General features: G+C 28.7%; 24 protein-coding genes. 14 read left to right on the top strand and 10 right to left on the bottom strand.

The window, feature by feature from the left end; translation table 11 throughout:
* Positions 1 to 264, top strand: a complete 264-nt coding sequence (locus tag JJ844_08185; GenBank protein MBO6975655.1) for a hypothetical protein — start codon at positions 1 to 3, stop codon at positions 262 to 264.
* On the opposite strand, the gene JJ844_08180 is transcribed toward JJ844_08185, so the two are convergent.
* Together JJ844_08180 and JJ844_08175 are read right to left on the bottom strand one after the other, a co-directional pair.
* Positions 243 to 677 carry an ATP-binding protein gene (locus JJ844_08180; GenBank protein MBO6975654.1) on the bottom strand — a complete coding sequence of 145 codons (435 nt, stop codon included), beginning with the start codon at positions 675 to 677 and terminating at the stop codon, positions 243 to 245. The two genes, JJ844_08185 and JJ844_08180, sit on opposite strands and share 22 nt — an antisense overlap.
* 48 nt (positions 678 to 725) lie before the next feature.
* The gene (locus tag JJ844_08175; protein MBO6975653.1) at positions 726 to 1,445 is read right to left on the bottom strand and encodes a GUN4 domain-containing protein; all 720 of its coding nucleotides are present in this window, start codon (positions 1,443 to 1,445) and stop codon (positions 726 to 728) included.
* 35 nt (positions 1,446 to 1,480) lie between these two features.
* Here JJ844_08175 and mnmH point away from each other — a divergent pair, with 35 nt between their 5' ends.
* From mnmH to JJ844_08160, 3 genes are read left to right on the top strand one after another with little or no spacing between them, the layout of a single operon-like run.
* Complete coding sequence (mnmH, locus tag JJ844_08170) at positions 1,481 to 2,521, top strand: tRNA 2-selenouridine(34) synthase MnmH (GenBank protein MBO6975652.1); 1,041 nt, start codon at positions 1,481 to 1,483, stop codon at positions 2,519 to 2,521.
* Positions 2,522 to 2,581: 60 nt separating this feature from the next.
* Positions 2,582 to 2,935 carry a photosystem II reaction center protein Psb28 gene (gene psb28 / locus JJ844_08165; GenBank protein MBO6975651.1) on the top strand — a complete coding sequence of 118 codons (354 nt, stop codon included), beginning with the start codon at positions 2,582 to 2,584 and terminating at the stop codon, positions 2,933 to 2,935.
* A gap of 13 nt (positions 2,936 to 2,948) precedes the next feature.
* Positions 2,949 to 3,992 carry an AI-2E family transporter gene (locus tag JJ844_08160; GenBank protein ID MBO6975650.1) on the top strand — a complete coding sequence of 348 codons (1,044 nt, stop codon included), beginning with the start codon at positions 2,949 to 2,951 and terminating at the stop codon, positions 3,990 to 3,992.
* A 206-nt stretch (positions 3,993 to 4,198) separates the two neighbouring features.
* On the opposite strand, the gene secF is transcribed toward JJ844_08160, so the two are convergent.
* From secF to rsmA, 6 genes are all read right to left on the bottom strand, one after another.
* The gene (secF, locus tag JJ844_08155; GenBank protein ID MBO6975649.1) at positions 4,199 to 5,116 is read right to left on the bottom strand and encodes a protein translocase subunit SecF; all 918 of its coding nucleotides are present in this window, start codon (positions 5,114 to 5,116) and stop codon (positions 4,199 to 4,201) included.
* A gap of 21 nt (positions 5,117 to 5,137) precedes the next feature.
* A complete protein-coding gene (gene secD, locus JJ844_08150) occupies positions 5,138 to 6,607 on the bottom strand; it encodes a protein translocase subunit SecD (GenBank protein ID MBO6975648.1) in 1,470 nt (489 codons plus the stop codon).
* Positions 6,608 to 6,610: 3 nt separating this feature from the next.
* Positions 6,611 to 7,594 (bottom strand): alpha-ketoacid dehydrogenase subunit beta, encoded by a 984-nt coding sequence (locus JJ844_08145; GenBank protein ID MBO6975647.1) that lies wholly within the window; start codon positions 7,592 to 7,594, stop codon positions 6,611 to 6,613.
* 183 nt (positions 7,595 to 7,777) lie between these two features.
* Entirely contained in the window at positions 7,778 to 8,080 is a 303-nt protein-coding gene (locus tag JJ844_08140; GenBank protein ID MBO6975646.1) for a DUF3082 domain-containing protein, read from the bottom strand.
* Positions 8,081 to 8,103: 23 nt separating this feature from the next.
* A complete protein-coding gene (locus JJ844_08135; protein ID MBO6975645.1) occupies positions 8,104 to 9,039 on the bottom strand; it encodes a 4-(cytidine 5'-diphospho)-2-C-methyl-D-erythritol kinase in 936 nt (311 codons plus the stop codon).
* Between the two features lie 12 nt (positions 9,040 to 9,051).
* Positions 9,052 to 9,876, bottom strand: coding sequence for a 16S rRNA (adenine(1518)-N(6)/adenine(1519)-N(6))-dimethyltransferase RsmA (rsmA, locus tag JJ844_08130; GenBank protein ID MBO6975644.1), 825 nt, complete (start codon positions 9,874 to 9,876; stop codon positions 9,052 to 9,054).
* A gap of 56 nt (positions 9,877 to 9,932) precedes the next feature.
* On the opposite strand from rsmA, the gene JJ844_08125 reads away from it, so the two are divergent.
* The 5 genes from JJ844_08125 (at position 9,933) to JJ844_08105 (ending at position 12,977) form a co-directional block, all read left to right on the top strand.
* Positions 9,933 to 10,265: a hypothetical protein gene (locus tag JJ844_08125; protein MBO6975643.1), complete on the top strand. Its 333-nt coding sequence runs from the start codon at positions 9,933 to 9,935 to the stop codon at positions 10,263 to 10,265.
* Between the two features lie 19 nt (positions 10,266 to 10,284).
* Positions 10,285 to 10,701 (top strand): 23S rRNA (pseudouridine(1915)-N(3))-methyltransferase RlmH, encoded by a 417-nt coding sequence (locus JJ844_08120; protein ID MBO6975642.1) that lies wholly within the window; start codon positions 10,285 to 10,287, stop codon positions 10,699 to 10,701.
* A 98-nt stretch (positions 10,702 to 10,799) separates the two neighbouring features.
* On the top strand, positions 10,800 to 11,216 hold the full coding sequence (gene umuD / locus JJ844_08115) for a translesion error-prone DNA polymerase V autoproteolytic subunit (protein ID MBO6975641.1): 417 nt from the start codon (positions 10,800 to 10,802) through the stop codon (positions 11,214 to 11,216).
* Positions 11,213 to 12,499: a Y-family DNA polymerase gene (locus tag JJ844_08110; protein ID MBO6975640.1), complete on the top strand. Its 1,287-nt coding sequence runs from the start codon at positions 11,213 to 11,215 to the stop codon at positions 12,497 to 12,499. The genes umuD and JJ844_08110 overlap by 4 nt, the downstream gene beginning before the upstream one ends.
* 10 nt (positions 12,500 to 12,509) lie before the next feature.
* The gene (locus JJ844_08105) at positions 12,510 to 12,977 is read left to right on the top strand and encodes a serine hydroxymethyltransferase (protein ID MBO6975639.1); all 468 of its coding nucleotides are present in this window, start codon (positions 12,510 to 12,512) and stop codon (positions 12,975 to 12,977) included.
* 16 nt (positions 12,978 to 12,993) lie between these two features.
* Here the strand turns inward: JJ844_08105 and JJ844_08100 are convergent, their stop codons facing one another.
* Positions 12,994 to 15,027, bottom strand: a complete 2,034-nt coding sequence (locus JJ844_08100; protein ID MBO6975638.1) for a DNA primase — start codon at positions 15,025 to 15,027, stop codon at positions 12,994 to 12,996.
* Between the two features lie 95 nt (positions 15,028 to 15,122).
* Between JJ844_08100 and JJ844_08095 the strand changes: the two genes are divergently transcribed.
* The 5 genes from JJ844_08095 to JJ844_08075 are packed head-to-tail and all read left to right on the top strand — an operon-like array spanning position 15,123 to position 17,827.
* Positions 15,123 to 16,013, top strand: coding sequence for a DMT family transporter (locus JJ844_08095; GenBank protein ID MBO6975637.1), 891 nt, complete (start codon positions 15,123 to 15,125; stop codon positions 16,011 to 16,013).
* Positions 16,014 to 16,033: 20 nt separating this feature from the next.
* Entirely contained in the window at positions 16,034 to 16,393 is a 360-nt protein-coding gene (locus JJ844_08090) for a glycine zipper 2TM domain-containing protein (GenBank protein MBO6975636.1), read from the top strand.
* Positions 16,394 to 17,080 carry a Holliday junction branch migration protein RuvA gene (ruvA, locus tag JJ844_08085; protein ID MBO6975635.1) on the top strand — a complete coding sequence of 229 codons (687 nt, stop codon included), beginning with the start codon at positions 16,394 to 16,396 and terminating at the stop codon, positions 17,078 to 17,080.
* 33 nt (positions 17,081 to 17,113) lie between these two features.
* On the top strand, positions 17,114 to 17,383 hold the full coding sequence (gene rpsO / locus JJ844_08080; GenBank protein ID MBO6975634.1) for a 30S ribosomal protein S15: 270 nt from the start codon (positions 17,114 to 17,116) through the stop codon (positions 17,381 to 17,383).
* Positions 17,384 to 17,392: 9 nt separating this feature from the next.
* Entirely contained in the window at positions 17,393 to 17,827 is a 435-nt protein-coding gene (locus JJ844_08075; protein ID MBO6975633.1) for a PAM68 family protein, read from the top strand.
* A gap of 1 nt (position 17,828) precedes the next feature.
* Here the strand turns inward: JJ844_08075 and JJ844_08070 are convergent, their stop codons facing one another.
* Positions 17,829 to 21,326 carry a DNA polymerase III subunit alpha gene (locus JJ844_08070; GenBank protein MBO6975632.1) on the bottom strand — a complete coding sequence of 1,166 codons (3,498 nt, stop codon included), beginning with the start codon at positions 21,324 to 21,326 and terminating at the stop codon, positions 17,829 to 17,831.
* Positions 21,327 to 21,385 lie beyond the last annotated feature (59 nt).

Here is a 21,385-nt window from a genome sequence, read left to right as displayed (position 1 = left end):
ATGAACTTTTGGGATAAAGATACTATTAAGCTTGTTCAATGTCTTAATGAGAAATTAAAGATTGATCATTCTAAATGGCATAAAGATAAAGGAAATAAATATAAACGCTCTGCAGAACTAATTTCGGCGGGATTATGCCATCTAATTATTTCTTGTAATGAAAAAGAGACTATTGAGTATATAGAAGAAAGTATTAAATGGCTAAAAGAAATTAACGTAGATCAACCTTGCCCTAGTAAAAATCACCTTTTTAAAGCCAACTGAAGCCTATTCCCTTTACTACTCCATCTAATATCATCAAAACATTCATTAATAATGTATAGGCCACGGCCATTTTCACTAGTTATTTTTTTTGGTAATTTGTAGTCTCTTTTTTTTATTTCTAAACCATTCCCTTGATCTTGAATTTGCCAAACACACCAATTAGGAGTAATTATTCTTCTTACTCTTATATTTTTTTTAGGATCTAATTTATTTCCATGTTTTACTGCGTTAACTAGAGCTTCATGTAAACCAAGTTTTATAAGATAGCTTGATTGAGAATTATTAATTGGTTCTAATAATTGATCGACAAATTCATTTAACTGTAATGATGATTCGAATTCGTAGTTTGACCAATTAATCTTTGGTCTTTTAAAAAATTTTTTTAAAATATTTTTGCCCTGGAATAAGGACATAATAATATTTTGAATCTCTTTTAATTTTAACTTATTAAATACCTCATTTTAAAGAATATTATTATGTCTCTCTGCAATAGCAGGATGCCGTAGGATAGAGTCCATAAGTCTTACTCCTCTTAATTGATTTATTAAAGGCATATGTCCATCAGGAGCATCCAATGACCAGCAAAAAGATCCAGGATATCTAGTCCATAAACCCTCTTTTTTCCAACCTATTTTTGGCCACATCAATTCATATTTTTTCCCTACTGATTTTAATATCTTTGCCTGAATCGAGAATCCAAATCTACCAGTAGAATAAATTGTCCATAACCTATCTATTGATTCAAGATCCTTACCTGACATATTTTTAACTTCACTATAGAAAACATATCCACGTTTTTCAGCTAATTTTCCAGCTAATTTTCGTAAATAGGAACTTGTTAATCTATCTGCCTCTTCAAATTTTTGCTCAACCAACATCAATTGCAAATCTCCATAATTAATATCAATATCTGAATATGTGTTAAACCAATTATTGAATTTAGAGTTTTTAAAGAAATCAGGCCTAAATTTCTTTAAAACTTGCAATATCCAACCAGCAGCCCAGTCATCTCCATCTCTATCAAAAATATCAAACAGTGAAGGGCCAAGATTAAAAATATTTTCGACTTCAGATTCTATTTGAGTTAATGAATTTATTCTTTTTCTTTGATTGGAATCTACAAATTTTTTTATCGCATCTAATGTGGCATTATTATAGTTATCTTGTTCTTTGTTATTCATTTTAAAAAATTAATCTAAAAAAATAAAAACTATCCATGTATTTCAAAAGAAAAGAACTAGAGAAATTTAGAAGTTTTAAAGGACCACTTATAGATGTTAGAAGCCCGAGTGAATATTATAAAGGACACTTGCCTAATTCTATTAACATTCCACTATTTGATAATGATGAGAGATCTATAATTGGCACGATTTATAAAAAAGAAGGAAGAAAAAAAGCAGTCATAGAGGGATTAAAATTTTTTGAAAAAAAAATGGAATTACTTCTTGATAATTTATTCATGAGTATTGAGTCTTATAAAACTATCCCTAACAAAAATAATGAATTTCATATCAGATTATATTGCTCTAGAGGAGGAATGCGTTCACAAAGCATTGCTTGGCTACTAGAAAAATATAGATTAAATCCAATAACACTCAAGGGAGGATACAAAATATATAGAAGATGGGTATTAGATAGTTTCTCAAAAAATTTGAATATAGTAGTTATTGGAGGAAAGACAGGAACAGGGAAGACAAGATTATTATCATTACTAGAGAAATATAAATATCAAACTATTGATCTTGAACGATTTGCTTGTCATAGAGGAAGTACATTTGGAGGTTTAGGAATGGAGGAACAACCCTCAAATGAACAATTTGAAAATAAAATTGCAGAAAAATTAAATACATTTAATAAGTCCAATAATATTTTCGTAGAAGCTGAAAGTGCAAATATAGGTAAATGCAAAATACCTCATGAATTCTTCAATCAAATGAAATCTTCAAGGAGAATTGAAATTTTAAGGAGTGAATCAAACAGGTTAGATGAGTTGATAGAAACTTATAGTGTTTTTAAGAAAGAAGAACTCCAAGAATCAGTATTAAGGATAAAAAAAAGATTAGGGCCACAAAGAACAAAAATGGCTCTTGATTCAATTAATAATGAAAAATGGGACTTAGTTTGCAGATCAGTTCTTGATTACTACGATAGGTGTTATGAATTTGAAAAGGTTGGCAAAGAAAATATTAAGTTATTAGATTTAACTGATAAAAAATATGATGAAGCGATTTTGGAGTTAATAAATAATGTTTTATAAAATAATTACAAACGAATGTGAAAAATATTTCTTAAACTAAATAATTATTAATACATTATTATGACAGCAAATAAAACCGCAAAAATACAATTTTTTGAAGGAACTGATGAACCAGTAGTGCCTGAAATAAGATTAACTAGGAGTAAAGATGGAACAACCGGTCAAGCATTATTTTTGTTCGAAAAGCCTCAGGCAATATCTTCAATTACAAATGGTGACATAACAGGTATGCGTATGATCGATTCAGAAGGTGAAATATTAACTAGGGAAGTTAAAGTAAAGTTTGTTGATGGAGAACCCATATTTTTAGAAGCAGTTTATATTTGGAAAAACACATCAGACTTTGATAGATTCATGAGATTTGCAAATAGTTATGCCAAATCAAATGGATTAGGATATTCTGAAAAGAAGTAAAATATTATCCAAATTGAGTAGTTCATCATATTTCAAGTTAGCAGTAATTTTAATCACATCTTTAATAATATGGACTTTAAGAGATTTTCTACTTTTAATAATTTGCTCTTTGGTAATTTCAAATATTGTATGTAATTTATGTAATCAAATACAAAAAGGAGTTAAAATCCCAAGATCTCTATCTTTGTTTATAGTATTAACAGTTATTTCGTTAATAGTATTTACTATTTTTATTCTTGTTTTACCTCCTTTTGTTAAAGAATTCAATGAGATTTTAGTTGACACTCCAAATGGTTTATCTAGGATAAATATTCTACTTAATACAAATCTGAACAAATTTAATAATTTACTTTATGGTGAAGAATCAGAAAATGTTATAGACATTTTTAATCTTATAAATAATGTAGTTACCATTCCTGATGCTGCAACTATTGTTAAAGCTATTCAAGAAAGCTTCAAGAACTTAATTAATATCGCAGGGAATCTTGGTTCAGGTCTCTTAAAATTAATTTTCGTACTAGTAGTTAGCTTGATGATTTCCATTGAGCCAAAACAATATAAGGAAAATATACTTTTGTTAATTCCTAAAAATTATCGTAATAAATTTAGAAATATTTTGGATAAATGCAATATTGCATTAGCAAACTGGACCTTTTCGATGGTCATAAGTTCGTTATCAGTAGGTCTATTATCATTGATAGTTTTATCAATATTAGATGTCAAATATGTTGTATCCAATGCTTTAATAGCAATGGTTCTAAATATTATTCCAAATATAGGCCCAGTTATTAGTGGTATATTTCCAATTTCGATTGCACTACTAGATAATTTTTGGAAACCGTTAGCAGTTTTTGGAGCATATGTAATCATTCAAAATATTGAAAGCTACATAATAATGCCATCTATAATGAAGAAAAAAGCAAATTTACTTCCTGGTTTAACCTTAATATCACAATTTGGATTTACATTCATCTTTGGTCCATTAGGTTTAATCTTATCCCTTCCTCTTGCTGTAGTAATACAAGTTTTAATAAAAGAATCAATTAATGATAAATAAAAAATTATTTATTTAATTTTCTTATATAAATATGGATATGAGAAAAGTATAAAGAAAGCTAAGGGATGTTTAGCTAAAGCAAAGTACAGGGAATTAAAAGTAAAATGATCAAATAATATTCTTAACTCAGTGGAAAGATCTATTAAAACTAAAGAAAGTAAAATTATCAAATAATAATTAAATTTCATAATTTTATAGCTATGAGCTTAATCTTTAAGCAAAAAAGATGGAGCCAATAAAATACTTGAATAGCTTCCAACTAAAATTCCTAATGATAAGGCCAAAGAAAACCAAAAAAGTGAATAAGATCCAAACAAAATTATACTTAATAAAGGGATAAGAGTTGTAATACTGGTAAACGTTGTTCTCCTAAATGATTCATTCACTGATAATTGAATAGTTTCGTTAAAGCCATCTTTCCTTGATTTTAAATTCTCACGAATTCTATCGAATATAACAACAGTATCATTTACAGAATATCCAGCAATAGTTAACAGGGCTACAGCAAATAAACTATTTACCTCTACAGATAATATTATTCCCAACCAAGAGAAGATACCAAAAACAATTAATAAATCATGGAATAAAGCTAATAAGGCAAATAATGCATACTTCTTATCAAATCTTATAGTTATATATATAGAAATTGCAACTAAAGAAACTAACAAAGAAGAAATACAATTTATAAGTAATCTTTTCCCAAGCTTTGGACCTATTAATCTTGAATCTTTACTCTCATAATTTAGAGGCCCAATAGTTTTCTCAAGATTAGTAATAAGATTATTTGATTCTTCAATACTTAAATAAGGAGTTCTTATTGAAATTAATTTATTATTATTTTGGAATTGTAATTTAATACTAGATAAGAATTTTTTATTTTTAGAGTCCTCTCTTAAATTTTCTAAAACTGAATCAGGAGAAATATTAGAACATTCTTCTTCACATACTCTCTCTATTCTTAATTCATTTCCCCCAACAAAATCCATCCCTAGATTTATAGGTTTCCTATAAGAAGTATTAAAAGTAGAATATAAAACTCCTAAAAGACTCAAAGAAATAAGAAAAGTTGAAAAACCAATTATCCTTCTTTTATTTTTAATTATTTCAAGATTAAATAATTTCATAGGAAGGTTGGAGATAAAAAATTAATTTGAGAAAATTTTCCTGGGTAGGTAGAGATTTTTTTGTCTTAAAGATTGATATGTTGTAAAAAATCTCAAAATAGTTTTAGAACAATTTAATGATGTAAACAAGCTAATTAAGACTCCAATACCTAATGTTGCAGCAAAACCTTTAACAAAATTTGTTCCTAATAAAAACAACACAAAACAACTTAGAAGAGTTGTAATATGGCCATCAACAATGGATGAATTAGCTCTTTGAAAACCACTATCAATAGATCTTGTAAGAGTATTGCCATTATATAATTCTTCTCTAATTCTCTCAAATATTAGTATATTCGCATCAACTGCCATACCAATACTAAGTATAAGCCCAGAGATTCCAGGTAAAGTTAAAGTTATAGGAATTAATGAATATATGGCCAAGTTAAAGAAACCATAAAGTACTAGAGATAGAACTGAAACAAAACCTAAAATTCTATAATTGAAAATCATAAATACACCAACAAAAATTAATCCACTAATAGCTGCATAAAGACTTTTTAAAATATTTTTGTATCCTAGCAAAGCTCCAATAGTGTTAGTTTCTACTATTTCAATTGGCAAGGGCAAGGAACCACCTTTAAGTTGAACTTCTAATTCTCTTGCATTTTCAGCACTAAAATTACCACTTATTGTTGCTGATCCACCTGTAATGCCAGTATTAGCAAACTGATTACCAACACTAGCTTCACTAATAGATTCCCCATCAAGAATGATAGCCAATAGTTGATCAGTACCAGCGATTGACCTTGTAATTTCTGCAAATTTTTCTCCACCTGAATTACTAAAAGTTAATAAAACCTCCCAATTACTATTTGTTTGTTCTTGTCTCCTTCCTGCGTTAATAAGATCTTTTCCAGTTAAACCTGTTTTGATAAATAGATTTGAAATTTTATTGTCCACGTATTTTTTAACTTCAATTAACTTCCCATATAAATCATTAGTAGTAGATGAATAATTTATTTCTTGCTCTGTTTCTTTAAGATTATCCTGAATAATTTTTAAGAGATTATCATCATATTGAATTTTTTCTATAGAGGAATATTGTTCAATTAAATTTTTAATATTTAATCTCTGAAGTTGTAATTCTTTTAATTCTGATGATGTACCTAATTTTTGAGTTCTAAATTCTAATAAAGCAGTTTTTCCTAAAACTCTTGAAGCAACAAGTGGATTCTGTTCTCCGGGTAATTCTAAAATTAATTGATCTCCACCAAGAGTTTGTAAGTTAGACTCGGATACTCCTAAATTATTAACGCGTCTATCAATAACAGAATTAACAGCCTCCAATTCGTCTTTAGTTACGTTACCTTCCTCTTTAATAATTTGAAGTGTAAGTTGAGAACCCCCTTGTAAATCTAGGCCCAACTGTAAAGGATAATTAATTAATAAATAAACGGATAATGTAAGTAGGAATATTATAAAAAAAAGCCATCCTTGCCTTCTTTTCATAGACTATATACTCCCACTTATTAAGTGTTCAACTTTTTCAACTATTTGATGTGGCTGGATTATTGTCAAATTCTCAAGATTTCCATTATATGGAGTTGGTATATCTTGACTGGATAACCTAATTGGTTTGGCATCAAGATCATCGAAACACTCTTCTGTTATCAATGCAATTAATTCGGCAGCAATACCTCCGGTCTTCATACATTCTTCAACGATAATTACTTTATTTGTTTTTCTTATTGATTTGGAAATAGTATTCATATCAAATGGTTTTAAACTTATTAAATCAATTAATTCAACATCTATCCCTTTTTTATCTAATTCTTCAACAGCTTTAAGGCAATGATGTCTCATTCTTGAATAGGTTAATAATGTGATATCTTTACCCTCCTTTACAAGGTCAGCCTGATCTAAAGCGCAAGTATAGTCACCCTCTGGTAATTCTTCAGACAAGTTATATAGGAGTACATGTTCAAAAAATAAAACTGGATTATCATCTCTTATTGCTGCTTTCATTAAACCTTTAGCATTTGTAGGAGTACTGCATGCAACTATTTTTATACCTGGAACTGCATGAAAATAAGCTTCAAGTCTTTGACTGTGTTCAGCACCAAGTTGACGGCCAACCCCTCCCGGCCCACGCACTACTGCTGGTATTTTATAATTCCCCCCACTTGTATATCGAAGCATGCCCATATTATTTGATATCTGATTAAACGCTAAAAGCAAAAAACCCATATTCATTCCTTCAACTATTGGTCTCAATCCAGTCATTGCTGCACCAACGGCCATACCTGTAAAACTATTCTCTGCAATTGGAGTATCCAGTACTCTTAACTCACCATATTTTTCATATAAATCTTTAGTTACTTTGTAAGAACCTCCATATTGACCAACATCTTCACCCATGACGCAAACATTAACATCATTTGCCATTTCCTCATCAATTGCTTCTTTCAAAGCATTAAATAATAATGTTCCAGCCACAATTAATTACCTAATTAATCTCATATATAATCCTACCACTTTGGTTAATTAATTTATCCTCCCTCTGCAAAGGTTATAAGTAGTAATATTGACAAAATCATTCCTGGTGAGAGCAAAAGAATCAAAAGTCCTAGGTCATGTAAAGACATTCAAAGAAAGTGTTTTTTTTATAATATTGGTAATTCAACTTTTCTTCAGAAAAAAACTGCGAATAAATACAATGAAAAGTCCAACGCCTATAAAAGCAAATGAAAAAGTTAGCAAAAAAGATAACCCAATTATTAAGGTATTGATACTAGAAGAAATATTTTGGACAATTTCAGAAGAATTGGATGGTTTATGTAAGGAGAAATAAATTGCAATTTTATTGCTAAGAAAATAAAAAAATATGAATAATAAAAAACTAGTTAATGATCCAACAATAAAATTTAAAGGTCCTTTTTCAGGAATGATTTTTTCAATATTCTCTTTACTATTATCAGCCACAATAAAATTTTGTATAAAAAAATTTATATGAATGTTATTCCCTTTTCAAGGAAAGTGCAAACCCATGAATCATAACCTTTATTTCTAAATAATTTATAATTTGCAGTTAATTCTTTTTTAGCAATCTCTATATCTTTAAAGATTGCAAAGCATGTAGGTCCTGATCCACTCATTGAAAATGTGAGACAATTTTCTAATTTAGAAAGTAAATATAATGCCTGCTTTACAGAATCATTTTCATTTTCAACAACTAACTGCAAATCATTTTTAATAGATAAATTTTGATTATTAAAATTTAAGTTATTTAAACCATTATCTCTTAAATTTTTTCTTATATTCTCAATCATTTCTCTATCAGTAAGATATTGATCACAAAATCTATTACTATATTTTTTATAGGTTTCAGCTGTAGATACTGATACATTTCGATTTTTTAAAAGAATTACTCCATATTCAAAGTTTGAATCTAATTTCTCCAAAATTTCTCCTCTTCCAAAACATAATTGAATACCACCATTTATAAAAAAGGGAATATCAGATCCTAAAGTTGATGCTAATGAACATAATGTTTCTTGATCTAAGTTCAAATCCCATAACTTATTAAGACCAATTAATGTTGCTGCTGCATTACTGGATCCACCAGCTAAACCTGCGCCAATTGGAATATTTTTTCTTAAAAATATATTCGCACCGTAATCTATATTTGATTTTTTCCTTAATAGATTTGCCGCTTTAACAATTAAGTTATCATCAGATAAGCTTAAATCATTACAATCAGACTCAAGTTTAATTAAACCTTTATTATTAATTTCAAATTCTAAATAATCAGCAAGATCGATATTTTGCATAATCATTGCTAACTCATGAAATCCATCCTCTCTTTTACCAATAACTTCAAGGTGCAAATTTATTTTGGCGGGAGATTTTATATTAATTTTCGTTTTAGCTAAATCTTGCATATACTTATATTTTTATTTTTTAATTTTAATACAATTTTCTGCAAGCTTAATCCATTGGTCAATTGAAATATCTTGTGGTCTTAAATTAAAACAAACTTTTGAAGATTCAGATAATTCATTTATCTCTTCATTTGAAAGTATTGAATTAAGAGTATTTCTAAGCATTTTTCTTCTTGAATTAAATGAAATTCGAAGAAGTTTATCTATATATTTTTCTAGACTAATGTCTAATCTTAAATCATTTTTAATTGGTTCGAAAACGACTAAAGAAGAAAAAACTTTTGGAGGCGGACTAAATGATGAAGGCGGCACATCACATATTCTTTTTATTTTTGATAATAGTTGCATTCTTATACTAAGCGCACCAGCATTGGGACTACCTTCTTTTGACAAAATCCTATCTACCACGTCTTTCTGCATCAAAAATATTATTTTTTCGTAATTATAGTTTTTTATAATGCCCAATCGACCTATGAAAATATCCAATATTGGACCAGTTATATTGTAAGGAATATTTGCAATCACTTTTGTAATCTTCTTATTAATCGAATCTAAATTTACAGAAAGAATATCTCCCTGCTGCAGTGAAAACTTATCATTATTATTGAATTTATCATTTAATAAATTTATTAAATCTTTATCTAATTCAATTGCATGTAATTTTTTAATTTCTGAATCTAACAACTTAGATGTTAAAGCTCCTTTACCAGGACCAATTTCTAAAATAAAGTCATTTTCATTAAGAACAGCAATTTCTTTAATTTTTTCTAATATTTTTTTATTTACCAACCAGTGTTGTCCAAATCTTTTTTTTTGATGATAGTTTTTAGAATTCATCTAAAAGATAAATAATATGTTTAAATTAAATATGAATTTATTTAATACTTTATATCATGAGCTTATCAAAAAAAAATTTAGATAAACTCAATAAATTTAAAAAAAAGAAAAATTTAAATAACGAAAGTAAAAATATAAATAATTACACAAATTTAACTAATAATGATAATTTAATTATCAATCCACTTAATTCAGAAGATCCCAATAAAATTTTTTATTCGTTAATTGATAATTCAGAATCTTTAGAAGAGACTTCTAACATTAATAACTCATTAAGAGAAAGTGAGATTAATCAAATTAATATGAATGCTAAAAAACATAATTTATCCAAGAAATTAACAATCGAAGAGGAACTATATGATGAATTTAATTATCTTCTTGATGAATAATTAGTTTTAATATTTACTTATGCTTCACAGTAATAGATTAGCAATTTATGCTATCGGCAAAATAAAGAAACTTTGGATTAGAGATGGAATTAATCAATACAAAAAAAGAATGCCTGAACTTGTCATTAATGAGTTAAAGACTTTTAATTTAAATAATCTTAGATCCAATAACAATATTATTATCTGCCTAAGTGAAGAAGGGAAACAGTTTAATTCAGTTGAACTATGTTCCTTACTCTTGAGTTTTAAAAATAAAAAAATTAATTTCTTAATCGGTGATACTGATGGAGTTAATTTAGATATAAAAGAAAAATCAGATCTTGTACTAAGCCTATCTCCTTTAACTTTTCCTCATGAATTAGCTAGATTAATCCTAATCGAGCAAATCTATAGAGCTATTTCTATATCTAACAATTCCCCTTATCATCGTTCTTAAAAAGATTAGATTCAATCTAAAATTAATCTATAAAAGTTTAATAACTAACTATTTTTTGATTTTTTGCTATATAGTACATATATACTATTAATTTAAACTTGGATTCTTTTGATTCAACTACTAAAAAATTTAAAATCCCCTTATTAACTGATTCGGTATCAGCAGGGTTTCCTTCTCCTGCAGATGACTATACAGAAGAAAATATTGATTTAAACGAACATTTAATATCTAATCCGTTTAGCACTTTTTTTCTTAGAGTTAAAGGTGACTCAATGATAAATGCAGGAATTAAAGATAAAGATTTAATAATCGTAGACAAGAGCTTAACAGCCAGGCCAGGGAATATCATCATTGCAATGATAGACGGAGAATTTACAATAAAAAGATTATCTATAAAAAATAATGAATTATATTTAAAAGCAGAAAATCATAATTATCCTGATTTTATATTTAAAAACCATATTGATGTACAGATATGGGGGGTTGTTATTTATTCAATACATAGCTATTTATGAGAATTTCAAATATTGATGCAATAGCTCTTATAGATGCTAATAATTTTTACGCATCATGTGAACAAAATATTAATCCTCATTTGAGAAATAAACCAGTAGTAATTTTATCTAATAATGACGGATGTATCATTGCAAGAAGCCCTGAAGCGCGAGCTTTAAAAATTAAAATGGGAACTCCTTATTTTAAGGTCAAAGAAAGACTAAATAAATTAGAGGTAGCAGTCTTAAGCTCAAACTACTCACTTTATGGGGATATGAGCAGAAGGCTAATGAATTTACTGAAAAATTACTGTGAACAGATAGAAATTTATTCTATTGACGAAGCATTCGTCTCGATTTCTAGACCTAATGATGAAAATCTATATCCTTGGGCAAGAAGCATAAGATCATTAATATATCAGAATCTAGGGATTACCATAACAGTAGGAATAGGAGAAAATAAAGTAAGAGCAAAAATTGCTAATAAACTAGCTAAAAATATTGATTATTCAGCTGGAATATTTGATTTAGCTAGAACCGAAAATGAGAATAATTATTTGAAAAGAATTAGTATAGATAAGATATGGGGAGTCGGGAAACAAACCTCTAATTGGTTGCAAAGTAAAGGTATTAAAAATGCGAGAGAACTAAGAGATATGGAAGAAAATGAAATCATTAAGAAATTAGGCATCGTAGGGAAAAGACTGCAATTAGAACTGAAAGGCCATAGATGCCTGCCCATAGAAAAAAACAAGAAATCAAAAAAAGAAATTCAGGTGAGCAGGAGTTTCGGCACGCCTATCACAAAATTAGAAGACTTAACTCAAGCACTGGCAACTCACGCAATAAAAGCCTCTGAAAAAATGAGAAGTCAGAATTTGCAATCATCTGATATTAGAGTGTTTGCCAGAACCAGTAAATATTCAAGTCAAAATTATCAAAGAAGTGCTCATAGAAAACTTACAAATGCAACAGATGACACAAATAAAATTTTAAAAATAGTAGTTGAATTATCTGAAGAAATTTATAATCCCGAATATAAATTCTCAAAAGCTGGTGTTTTAATGCAGGATTTAACTAATAGCGAATATTTACAGCAATCAGTTATCAATTACAAATCTCAGGAAGACTTAAAAAAATCTGCAAATCTTATGAGAACGATTGATTTATTAAATAAAAGATTTAATAACAATGCAATTACATGGGCCATTACAAAAAATCCACAAAGTTGGAAGATGAATAAGAATTTCTTAAGTCGCTCATCTACAACTGATATAGAACAAATTCCAACTATAGTGAAGTAAACAAAATAGAATGGAATTTATATTATTTTTAAGCAAATTAGATAAAGAGATTCTTAACTTATTAATTAAAGCAAACTACATAGTTGAAGAAAATAAAATTGAATGTCTATTAAACAAAGAAATAAAAGGACTACATAATTTTAAAGAAAATAAAATAATAATATGTACTGAAAACGCAAAAAGGAAAACAAATTATAGAAATAAGAATCAACAACCAAATAAAGATAGCTTCAAAACAGAAAGGGCGATAAGAAAAGCATTAAGACACGAAGCAACTCATGCGATACAAAAATGTAATAACAATAAAACAATAGGGGATATCAAAAAATTAGAAAGCAAATTGCATCAAAGTAAAAGAAAAGCATTAGAGTTCTCTAGTTCAAATTTTTCTGGGACTTATGCGAAAGAAGTAGAAGCTTATGTTCTTGAAGATAAACCCAAAAAAGTTAAAAACTTGATTAAAAAATACTGCCTATAAATTAAAATTTTTTATATTAACTAGCGATGAAATTGCCACAACGCTGTTTATCTAAAAAATTAATATGTTGCCTTTCTAAGTAATATAATTCCTGAAATTTGATAGCATCTGAGTTTAAATCTTTAAAAAGATCATCTATCTCTTTATTTGTATTTGAAGAACCTGAAGAAGGATTATCAATTAAAATAGATATACAATTTTCTAAAGTTTTTAATCTTTGAGATCCCCAAGATTCGATTAAGTGTCTACATCTTTTAAGAGAATTATATTTCTCAAGAAGTGATAATGTTCCTAGTAAATTGTCTTTAGGATTACTCAACAATGTTAAAAACAACTCATTTGGATTAATAAAAATATTAATTTTATTTGATGATTCAGGATTATTGACAGCTAAGTAATCAGGCAGAAGTGAAATTAAGTTAATAGAAGAAAAATCTTTTTGAAGATTTTGACTATTTGATTGTTTTAAATCATTTAAGTAGTTTAGACCTAAATTATTTTGTTCAATTTTTGAAATAGCTTCCCATAAACTTTGAATATAACTAGTATTAAAACCATTAATTTCTCTTTTGAGAAATTCATCACGAATAAATAGCCTAAGATCTGGACAATGTAAATAATAAAAAATTATTTCCGATTCATTTTTCTCACGTCGGGAAATTTCATTTGGTTGTTCAAATTTTTTTGATCTACCATGCCAACGAAATCCCTTTACTTGATTTCTTAAATCTTGTTCAAACTGAATTGCTAACCTAGCTTGTCCCTTACTTAATTTTTCGGAAACTTTTTGTAGATAATGAGTTCTGGTTGATGATTGAGGTAGTTTACTCAACAATTTTACCAATGACGAAATAACGCTCTGGAAAATTTCAGACTTTGTTAAATCTTTATCTTTAAAGATCTGATCAATCTCCCAATCAATCCAAAAAGATGAATTATCAATTAAATTAAAATAATCTTCAGGAGTATGACTATTTAAATATTCGTCAGGATCTTTAAAATCACTTAGTTGAAGTATCTTAAGATTAATTTGATCATGAATGGATAGACTCTCGACTTCTTTAATTACTCTTTTTGTAGCTAAAATACCTGCATTATCAGAATCAAAATTCAAAATAATATTTTTATTATCTGTACATCTACATAGTTGAGAAATTTGATACTTATTTAATGCGGTACCGAGAGAAGCCACAGAATTAGTAATACCCTTTGAATGAAGAGAAATAACATCAAAGTAGCCTTCAACAATAATAGCTTTATCTCTTTTCCTAATATTGCTAGAAGCTTTTTCGAATGCAAACAACATTTTACCCTTTTCAAATATCTCTGATTCAGGAGAATTAAGGTATTTAGGTTCCTGACCATCAAGAGATCTTCCTCCAAAAGCAACTACTCTTCCCTGCATATCATGTATTGGAACAATTAATCTATTTCTAAAACGATCATAAATCTTGTCAGAATTATCTTTAGAAATTGCAAGGCCTGAAGCTAATATTAAATTGATAGGAAATTTTTCTACTTTGGATAGATAATTAAATAAATCATTCCATGAATTTGGGGCAAAACCTAATTCAAAGTTATCAATAATCTTATTACTCAAGTTTCTCTTTGATGTTAAATATTTCATAGCGTCAACACCAAGAGAATTATTTAATTGAGACTTAAACCAATTTTTAGTGAATCTTAATATTTTATAAAGCTCTTCCTTTCTAGATAATTGTTTTTTATAGGCTTCTATTTGGGGACCCTCGAGATTTTCAACATTAATATTATTTTTTTTAGCGAGAGAAAGTACAACATCTGAAAAATTTGCACGAGTAAATTCCATTAAAAATTTAATAGAGTTACCACCAGCACCACAAGAAAAACAATAATAGAATTGTTTACTAGGTGATACTGTCATAGATGGCTTAGTATCATCATGAAAAGGGCAAATCCCAACAAATTCCTTGCCTTTCTTCTTAAGAACAATATGTTCAGATATAACGTCAACAATATCTGCTTTTTCCTTAACCTCTTGAATAGTTCTTGGGTGTATAGAATGAACCATTGAGATTATTATCGAAAAATAAATAATGATTTATTTGTTATAGGTCAAAATCAAATAAGAATCTACTTAATTTCACAATAAAATTATTTTTTAAAATGATAAATGTCGAAGAATTAGAAAAAAAACTTGATTCATTGAAAAAGTATAATTTGGTATTTGCCTCATTCTTCTTCAGTTTGATGACTTTGTGCGTAAAAAATATTGATAAAAGGATACCTATTTATGAATTAGTTTTATTCAGATCATTGTTAAGTTTAATAATTACATTATTAATAATTAAAATAAAAAATATAAATCCTTGGGGGAAAAATAAACCATTACTTATCTTAAGAGGTTTTTTAGGAACTTTAGCTTTAGTTTGTATTTTTTACGCTATAAGAAATATGCCTCTTAGTATATCTACAGTCATTCAGTACACATATCCTATTTTTATATCTATATTTGCTGGCATATTTATAAATGAAAAAATAACGCGTAATATAATTTTTGCTTTAATTATTGCCTGGATTGGAATATTAGTAATATTGAATCCAAGCCAATTATCAAATATAAACGTTGAAATTGAAATTATTTCGATTCTGATAGCATTTTTTGGAGCAATCTGCACCGCATTAGCTTACGTCACAGTTAAGAAACTTTCATTTACTGAAAATATTTATGTAATTATTGAATATTTTCCACTTGTTTCTTTTATAACTCTATTGCCAATTGTATTAATCAATTGGGTTACCCCAAATTGGAGTGAATTAGTTTGGATAATAGGAATTGGCTTATTCACTCAATTAGGTCAGACTTTCTTAACTATAGGATTAAAAAATTTACCTGCTTCTGAAGCATCAATAATTAATTATTTACAAGTTTTATTTGGTTCAATATGGGGCATTCTATTTTTTAATGAGATTATAAATATAAATTTTTTATTAGGTGCTTCGCTGGTTTTATTAGGAACTATTATATCTACTTCCAAAATAATCAAAAGGACATAGAATATAAAAAAAGAATAAAAATTCCAGTGAAATTTTTCTATTTAGCATTTTTGTTGTGTTTTTCTCCTATTCTTCAGGTTTATGCAACAACTCCAAAATCAGTAACTTGTACCAGGACTGAATATAGAGAAGAATATATTCCTGGAACGAAATCAAATCCAGGCTATGTAAAAAGTTATGAAGTAGATGTAGAAATACCTTGTGGAGGAGCAAAAGCGGAGAAAATTAAAGATGATGAATGCACTGATGGGAAGATTGCTGGTGCATTAATTGGTGGAGGAGTAGGTGGTGCCATTTCTAGAAAACAGGGTCGTTGGTGGGCAGTTCCACTTGGTGCGGTAACTGGAGCAGCAATTGGTTGTCAGGTGGATGGTGGTTAATTGATTAGTTGGATAACTGGAGAACTGGTTGAATTTTGGCATACAAATCAGAAATATTTTGTTTTAATAAATTGCCAAGGAATTGGATACGAAATTCAAATATTAGAGTCGTTTTTTCTTAAATTAAAAACAAATAACACATCTAATAAAAAGATTACCCTTTGGATAAAACATATCAAGAAGGAAGATACCGATTTATTATTTGGATTTTCTTCTAAGGATCAAAAGAATTTCTTTATCCAAATTTTAAATATTAGAGGCATTGGATCTCAGATTGGTATGGGTTTGTTAAATAAATTTTCTATTAGCGAAGTTATCAATGCAATTAATACACAAAACAAAATTTTAATAGGTTCTGTTCCTGGAATAGGTAAAAAAATGACCGAGAGGTTAATTTTAGAATTAAAAAATAAATTTAAATATGAATATAATATTAACGAAGAGAAAAATAAAGAAGAATGCCTTAAAGACAATAATGAAATTAATAAAATTCTTGATGATGTTCAGTTAACCTTAAAATCATTAAATTATACGAAAAAAGAAATCAACAATATTTTGCCAGTAATTATTAAAGAAACAAAAATAATAGATTTGATAAATAAAGAAGAAGAAAATATTTCATTTGAACATTTATTGAAATTAGCTATGAACTATTTAGATAATGATAGTAGTAATATAGTCAGATAACGTAGTAAAATAGATTTCAGAAAAATAAATTTTATGTCACTAGATACAGCTGAGAAACAAAAGCTTATTGAAACTCATCAAGTTCATGCAACTGACACAGGTTCGGTTGAAGTTCAAGTAGCAATGCTCACAAAAAGAATTTCAAAATTAAGTGATCACCTACAAGGCAACATCCATGATTTTGCCTCAAGACAGGGATTATTAAAAATGATTGGCAAAAGGAAAAGATTACTTTCTTACATAAAAGACAAAAATGTAGAAGAATATAAAGATCTAATAAAGAAATTAGAAATCAGAGGATGATTTCCATCTATGAAAAAAAAGCAATCAAAAAAAAAGAAAAATAATATATCTGAGAAAAAAGCTTTTGCCAATTTAGAAAAAAAAACTGAAAGAATTACCACTCAAAAGCAATCATCAAGTGGAATACCAAAATATGTAGCTGACAGAATGGCAAGAAGAATTTTTTTTACAGCAGGAATACCTACTATTTTAGGGATGTCAGTATTTATTGTTAGCTATATTTTAGTTACAAGAAATATTGCTGAAATACCGCCATCTTCAACAATTGCAATTTCAGCATTATTTTTCTTGTTAGGTCTCGCAGGATTGAGCTTTGGAATATTATCAGCTAGTTGGGATAAAGAGCCTGGATCTTTTTTCGGTATAGAAAATATTCCCATGAACATACAACGAGCAAAAGCAGCTTTTAAGCCAGCAACTCAAAATTTTGAGGAGAATAGTTGATCTAGGAAACTAAAGATTTCAAATTAACTTGGAATGATTTATCTTCTAACGATTTGCATGCTCCATTGACATCACCAATACAGAATTGTTCGCCAAATTTAACATAGGTAACACTATTTTTATTTCTTACAGCAGCTAAAACTGGTATCTTTATTCCACATTTACCTTTATCTGGTTTAAATCTAATTAAACAGTCTCTTAAGGTATTTTGCACTCTTACATCTGATGCTTGAGAACTTTCAAGATTAATAATAAGTAATTTAAGATTATCGATTTCTCTACAATCATCAATAATTAATTGAGTTTTATCACTCTTTTTATCTATCGTTCCCCACACCAATAATCTAGTGTCAGTCAAGAGAAATTCTGATAATCTGACATAGGTTTTAGGAAAAACTATTGCTTCGCAACTAGCAGAAAGATCTTCAAGCTGAACTATAGCCATCCTATCTCCTTTTCTAGTAGTGATTTGTTTCAACTCTGGGATCATCCCGACAAGTGAAACTTTAGTTCTATCTTTTATGTCTTCTAACTGAGAAATACTAATTGGAGATACTAGTTTTGCTGGCTTAGTTAAATGTTTTAGAGGATGATCAGATAAATAAAAGCCCAAAAGCTGCTTTTCTAACTTTAACTTCTCAATAAGAGAATAATCATCAACTTTAGCTAATTGGGCATCAGAAAATGCAATATTTGAAAACTCTTCTTTAGAATTAAATAGATTTCCTTGGCCAGACAATCTATCACGATTTCGTGAAGAGGCCCATTCAATGACACGTTCTAGATCAGACAATAATTGAGCTCTGTTATTATTATTTGAAAACTCATCTAGTGCTCCACAATGAATTAGGGATTCTAGGTTTCTTTTATTAAGAACATTTGAAGGTAAACGATCACATAAATCTGCTAACGACTTAAAGTTACCAAAATTACTACGATTATCAATTATCTTACTTATGGCTGTATCTCCTAAATTTTTAATAGCAGAGAGACCGAATAAAATCTGATTATTCTTAATAGTGAAATCATTTCCAGAGAAATTAATACTAGGTGAAATTACTTCTATACCCATCGAATAACAGTTAGAAATATATCTTTGCATCTTGTCACTAGAGCCAGAGTTAACGCTTAAAAGAGCAGCCATGTATGCAACAGGAAAATGGGCTTTTAAAAATGCAGTTTGATAAGTTACTGCACCATAAGCAGTTGAGTGGCTTTTGTTAAAACAGTATTCTGCAAATAATACCATTTGGTCAAAAAGATCATTTGCTAATTTTTCATTAACTCCCTTCTTTATAGAGCCGCTAACAAAAATATTCCTATGTTTTATCATCTCTGATACTTTCTTTTTACCCATTGCTCTTCTAAGTAAATCAGCATCACCTAGAGAATAGCCCGCCAAGTCTTGAGCAATTTTCATGATTTGTTCTTGGTAAACCATAATTCCATAGGTTTCGGTAAGAATTGACTTTATTAAAGGATGAGGGAAATCAACCTTTTCATTACCATTTTTTCGATTTATGAATTTAGGTATAAGGCCAGCATCAAGAGGACCAGGTCTGTAAAGAGCCAAGATAGATGAAATATCTTCAAGAGAGTTAGGTTTAAAGTCCTTTACAACCTGCTTCATCCCAGAAGATTCAAGTTGAAATATACCTTCAAGATCTCCTCTCCCAATAAGTTCAAAGGTTTTACAATCATTTTGAGGCAACGAATCAATGTTAATCGTCTTTCCAGTGGATTGATTAATAAGAGAAACAGTCTTTTCTATCATCGTAAGATTCTTAAGACCCAAGAAATCCATTTTCAATAACCCAAGTGATTCAATATCATCCATTGAGTATTGGGTTATTATTTGGCCTTCATTATTCCTTTGAAGGGGTACTAGTTCATCGAGTGGATCTGATGAAATAACAACACCTGCAGCATGAACTCCATATGTTTTATTAGTTCCTTCAATTCTTAATGCCAAATCGATCCATCTTTTTATCCTATTGTCATTAATATAATTATCTCTAAACTCCTGACTAGGAGAATTCTTGTCAATCATTTCATTAAGTTTATAAGGTTTCCCTCTTACAACCGGTATTAACTTTGCCAATTTATCCGCCTCTCCATAGGGAATATCTAGAACCCTTGCAACATCTTTTAAAACCGCCTTGGAAGTCATTTTATTAAAAGTAATTATTTGAGCAACTTTATCCTCACCATATCGATTAGTAACATAATCAATAACTTCATTTCTCCTATCAATACAAAAGTCCGTATCAATATCTGGCATAGATTTTCTTGCAGGGTTTAAAAATCTCTCAAAGAGTAATCCATGTTCAACTGGATCTATATTTGTTATTTGAAGAGCATAAGCTACTAGTGAGCCTGCAGCAGAACCTCTTCCTGGTCCTACTGGGATAGAGTTATCTCTAGCAAATTTGATATAGTCCCAAACAACCAAAAAATAATCTGGAAAACCCATATCTTTTATAATTTTTAATTCCGAAAATAGTCTTCTTTTATAAATATCATCAACCTCAGTAATATTATTTTCTTTTAATCTTTTTAAAAGACCTTCATTAGATAATTGTGTAAGCAAAGAAAATGAGTCTTTCTCTTCGTTCAAAGGATATTTTGGCATTCTATATTTACCAAACAAATCGAATACTTCAACTTTTTGTGAAATTTCTACCGTATTATTCACTGCTTCTTTAATTGATTCATCATCAATATGATCTTTAAAAAGTTCAAGCATTTCAGTTTCACTCTTAATATATTCTGTACCTGTATATCTCAATCTTTTTTCATCGCTTATTAATTTTCCCGTTAACACACAAAGCAAAGCGTCATGTGATTCAACATCCATATTTGAAATGTAGTGCGCATCATTGGTCGCGACAACTTTTATTTGATTCCTCTTCCCAATTTTTAATAATTCAACGTTAACAATTCTATCTTCAATAGATCCGTGATCTTGTATTTCTAGATAAAAATCATCTCCAAAAAGTTTTTTATACCAAAGAGCTATATTCTCTGCTACATCTAATCTTCCTTTCAGGATAGCCTGAGGTATCTCTCCACCAAGACAAGCCGTAGAAACTATGAGACCTTCATTATATTTATTTAATAGAAACTTATCAATACATGGTCTAGAAAAAATACCTCGACCTCTCATCCCATTTAAGTGACTAATTGTCGTTAACTTTACAAGATTCTTATAGCCAGTAAGATTTTTTGCTAATACGACTAAATGATATCTTTTTTCTTTTTTTGGTTGAGGATCATCAATAGAACCATTAATTACATACATTTCATTTCCAATGATTGGTTTTATTCCTTTCTCTTTACACTTCTTGACTAAATCAAGAACTCCATACATAACTCCATGATCTGTCAGAGCAATAGAATCCATGCCAAGATCAAGAGCTCTATCTACAATTTTTGAAATTTGACTCGCCCCATCAAGCAGACTGTAGTCACTATGATTATGAAGCGAAACGTAACCCATGTTCAATCAACTTATATATATAAAATAGGGAAAATTTTAAAAAAATCTATACTTTATGA

Origin of the sequence: Prochlorococcus marinus CUG1435 (genome assembly GCA_017644375.1) — a bacterium.
GTDB classification, from domain to species: domain Bacteria; phylum Cyanobacteriota; class Cyanobacteriia; order PCC-6307; family Cyanobiaceae; genus Prochlorococcus_A; species Prochlorococcus_A marinus_AH.
This window is presented reverse-complemented; position numbering and strand designations above follow the sequence as displayed.

Coding starts and splice junctions, on each gene's coding strand:
- JJ844_08185 (MBO6975655.1), top strand. CDS start 1: ATGAACTTTTGGGATAAAGATACTATTAAGCTTGTTCAATGTCTTAAT.
- JJ844_08180 (MBO6975654.1), bottom strand. CDS start 677: ATGTCCTTATTCCAGGGCAAAAATATTTTAAAAAAATTTTTTAAAAGA.
- JJ844_08175 (MBO6975653.1), bottom strand. CDS start 1,445: ATGAATAACAAAGAACAAGATAACTATAATAATGCCACATTAGATGCG.
- mnmH (MBO6975652.1), top strand. CDS start 1,481: ATGTATTTCAAAAGAAAAGAACTAGAGAAATTTAGAAGTTTTAAAGGA.
- psb28 (MBO6975651.1), top strand. CDS start 2,582: ATGACAGCAAATAAAACCGCAAAAATACAATTTTTTGAAGGAACTGAT.
- secF (MBO6975649.1), bottom strand. CDS start 5,116: ATGAAATTATTTAATCTTGAAATAATTAAAAATAAAAGAAGGATAATT.
- secD (MBO6975648.1), bottom strand. CDS start 6,607: ATGAAAAGAAGGCAAGGATGGCTTTTTTTTATAATATTCCTACTTACA.
- JJ844_08135 (MBO6975645.1), bottom strand. CDS start 9,039: ATGCAAGATTTAGCTAAAACGAAAATTAATATAAAATCTCCCGCCAAA.
- rsmA (MBO6975644.1), bottom strand. CDS start 9,876: ATGAATTCTAAAAACTATCATCAAAAAAAAAGATTTGGACAACACTGG.
- JJ844_08125 (MBO6975643.1), top strand. CDS start 9,933: ATGAGCTTATCAAAAAAAAATTTAGATAAACTCAATAAATTTAAAAAA.
- JJ844_08120 (MBO6975642.1), top strand. CDS start 10,285: ATGCTTCACAGTAATAGATTAGCAATTTATGCTATCGGCAAAATAAAG.
- JJ844_08110 (MBO6975640.1), top strand. CDS start 11,213: ATGAGAATTTCAAATATTGATGCAATAGCTCTTATAGATGCTAATAAT.
- JJ844_08105 (MBO6975639.1), top strand. CDS start 12,510: ATGGAATTTATATTATTTTTAAGCAAATTAGATAAAGAGATTCTTAAC.
- JJ844_08100 (MBO6975638.1), bottom strand. CDS start 15,027: ATGGTTCATTCTATACACCCAAGAACTATTCAAGAGGTTAAGGAAAAA.
- JJ844_08095 (MBO6975637.1), top strand. CDS start 15,123: ATGATAAATGTCGAAGAATTAGAAAAAAAACTTGATTCATTGAAAAAG.
- rpsO (MBO6975634.1), top strand. CDS start 17,114: ATGTCACTAGATACAGCTGAGAAACAAAAGCTTATTGAAACTCATCAA.
- JJ844_08075 (MBO6975633.1), top strand. CDS start 17,393: ATGAAAAAAAAGCAATCAAAAAAAAAGAAAAATAATATATCTGAGAAA.
- JJ844_08070 (MBO6975632.1), bottom strand. CDS start 21,326: ATGGGTTACGTTTCGCTTCATAATCATAGTGACTACAGTCTGCTTGAT.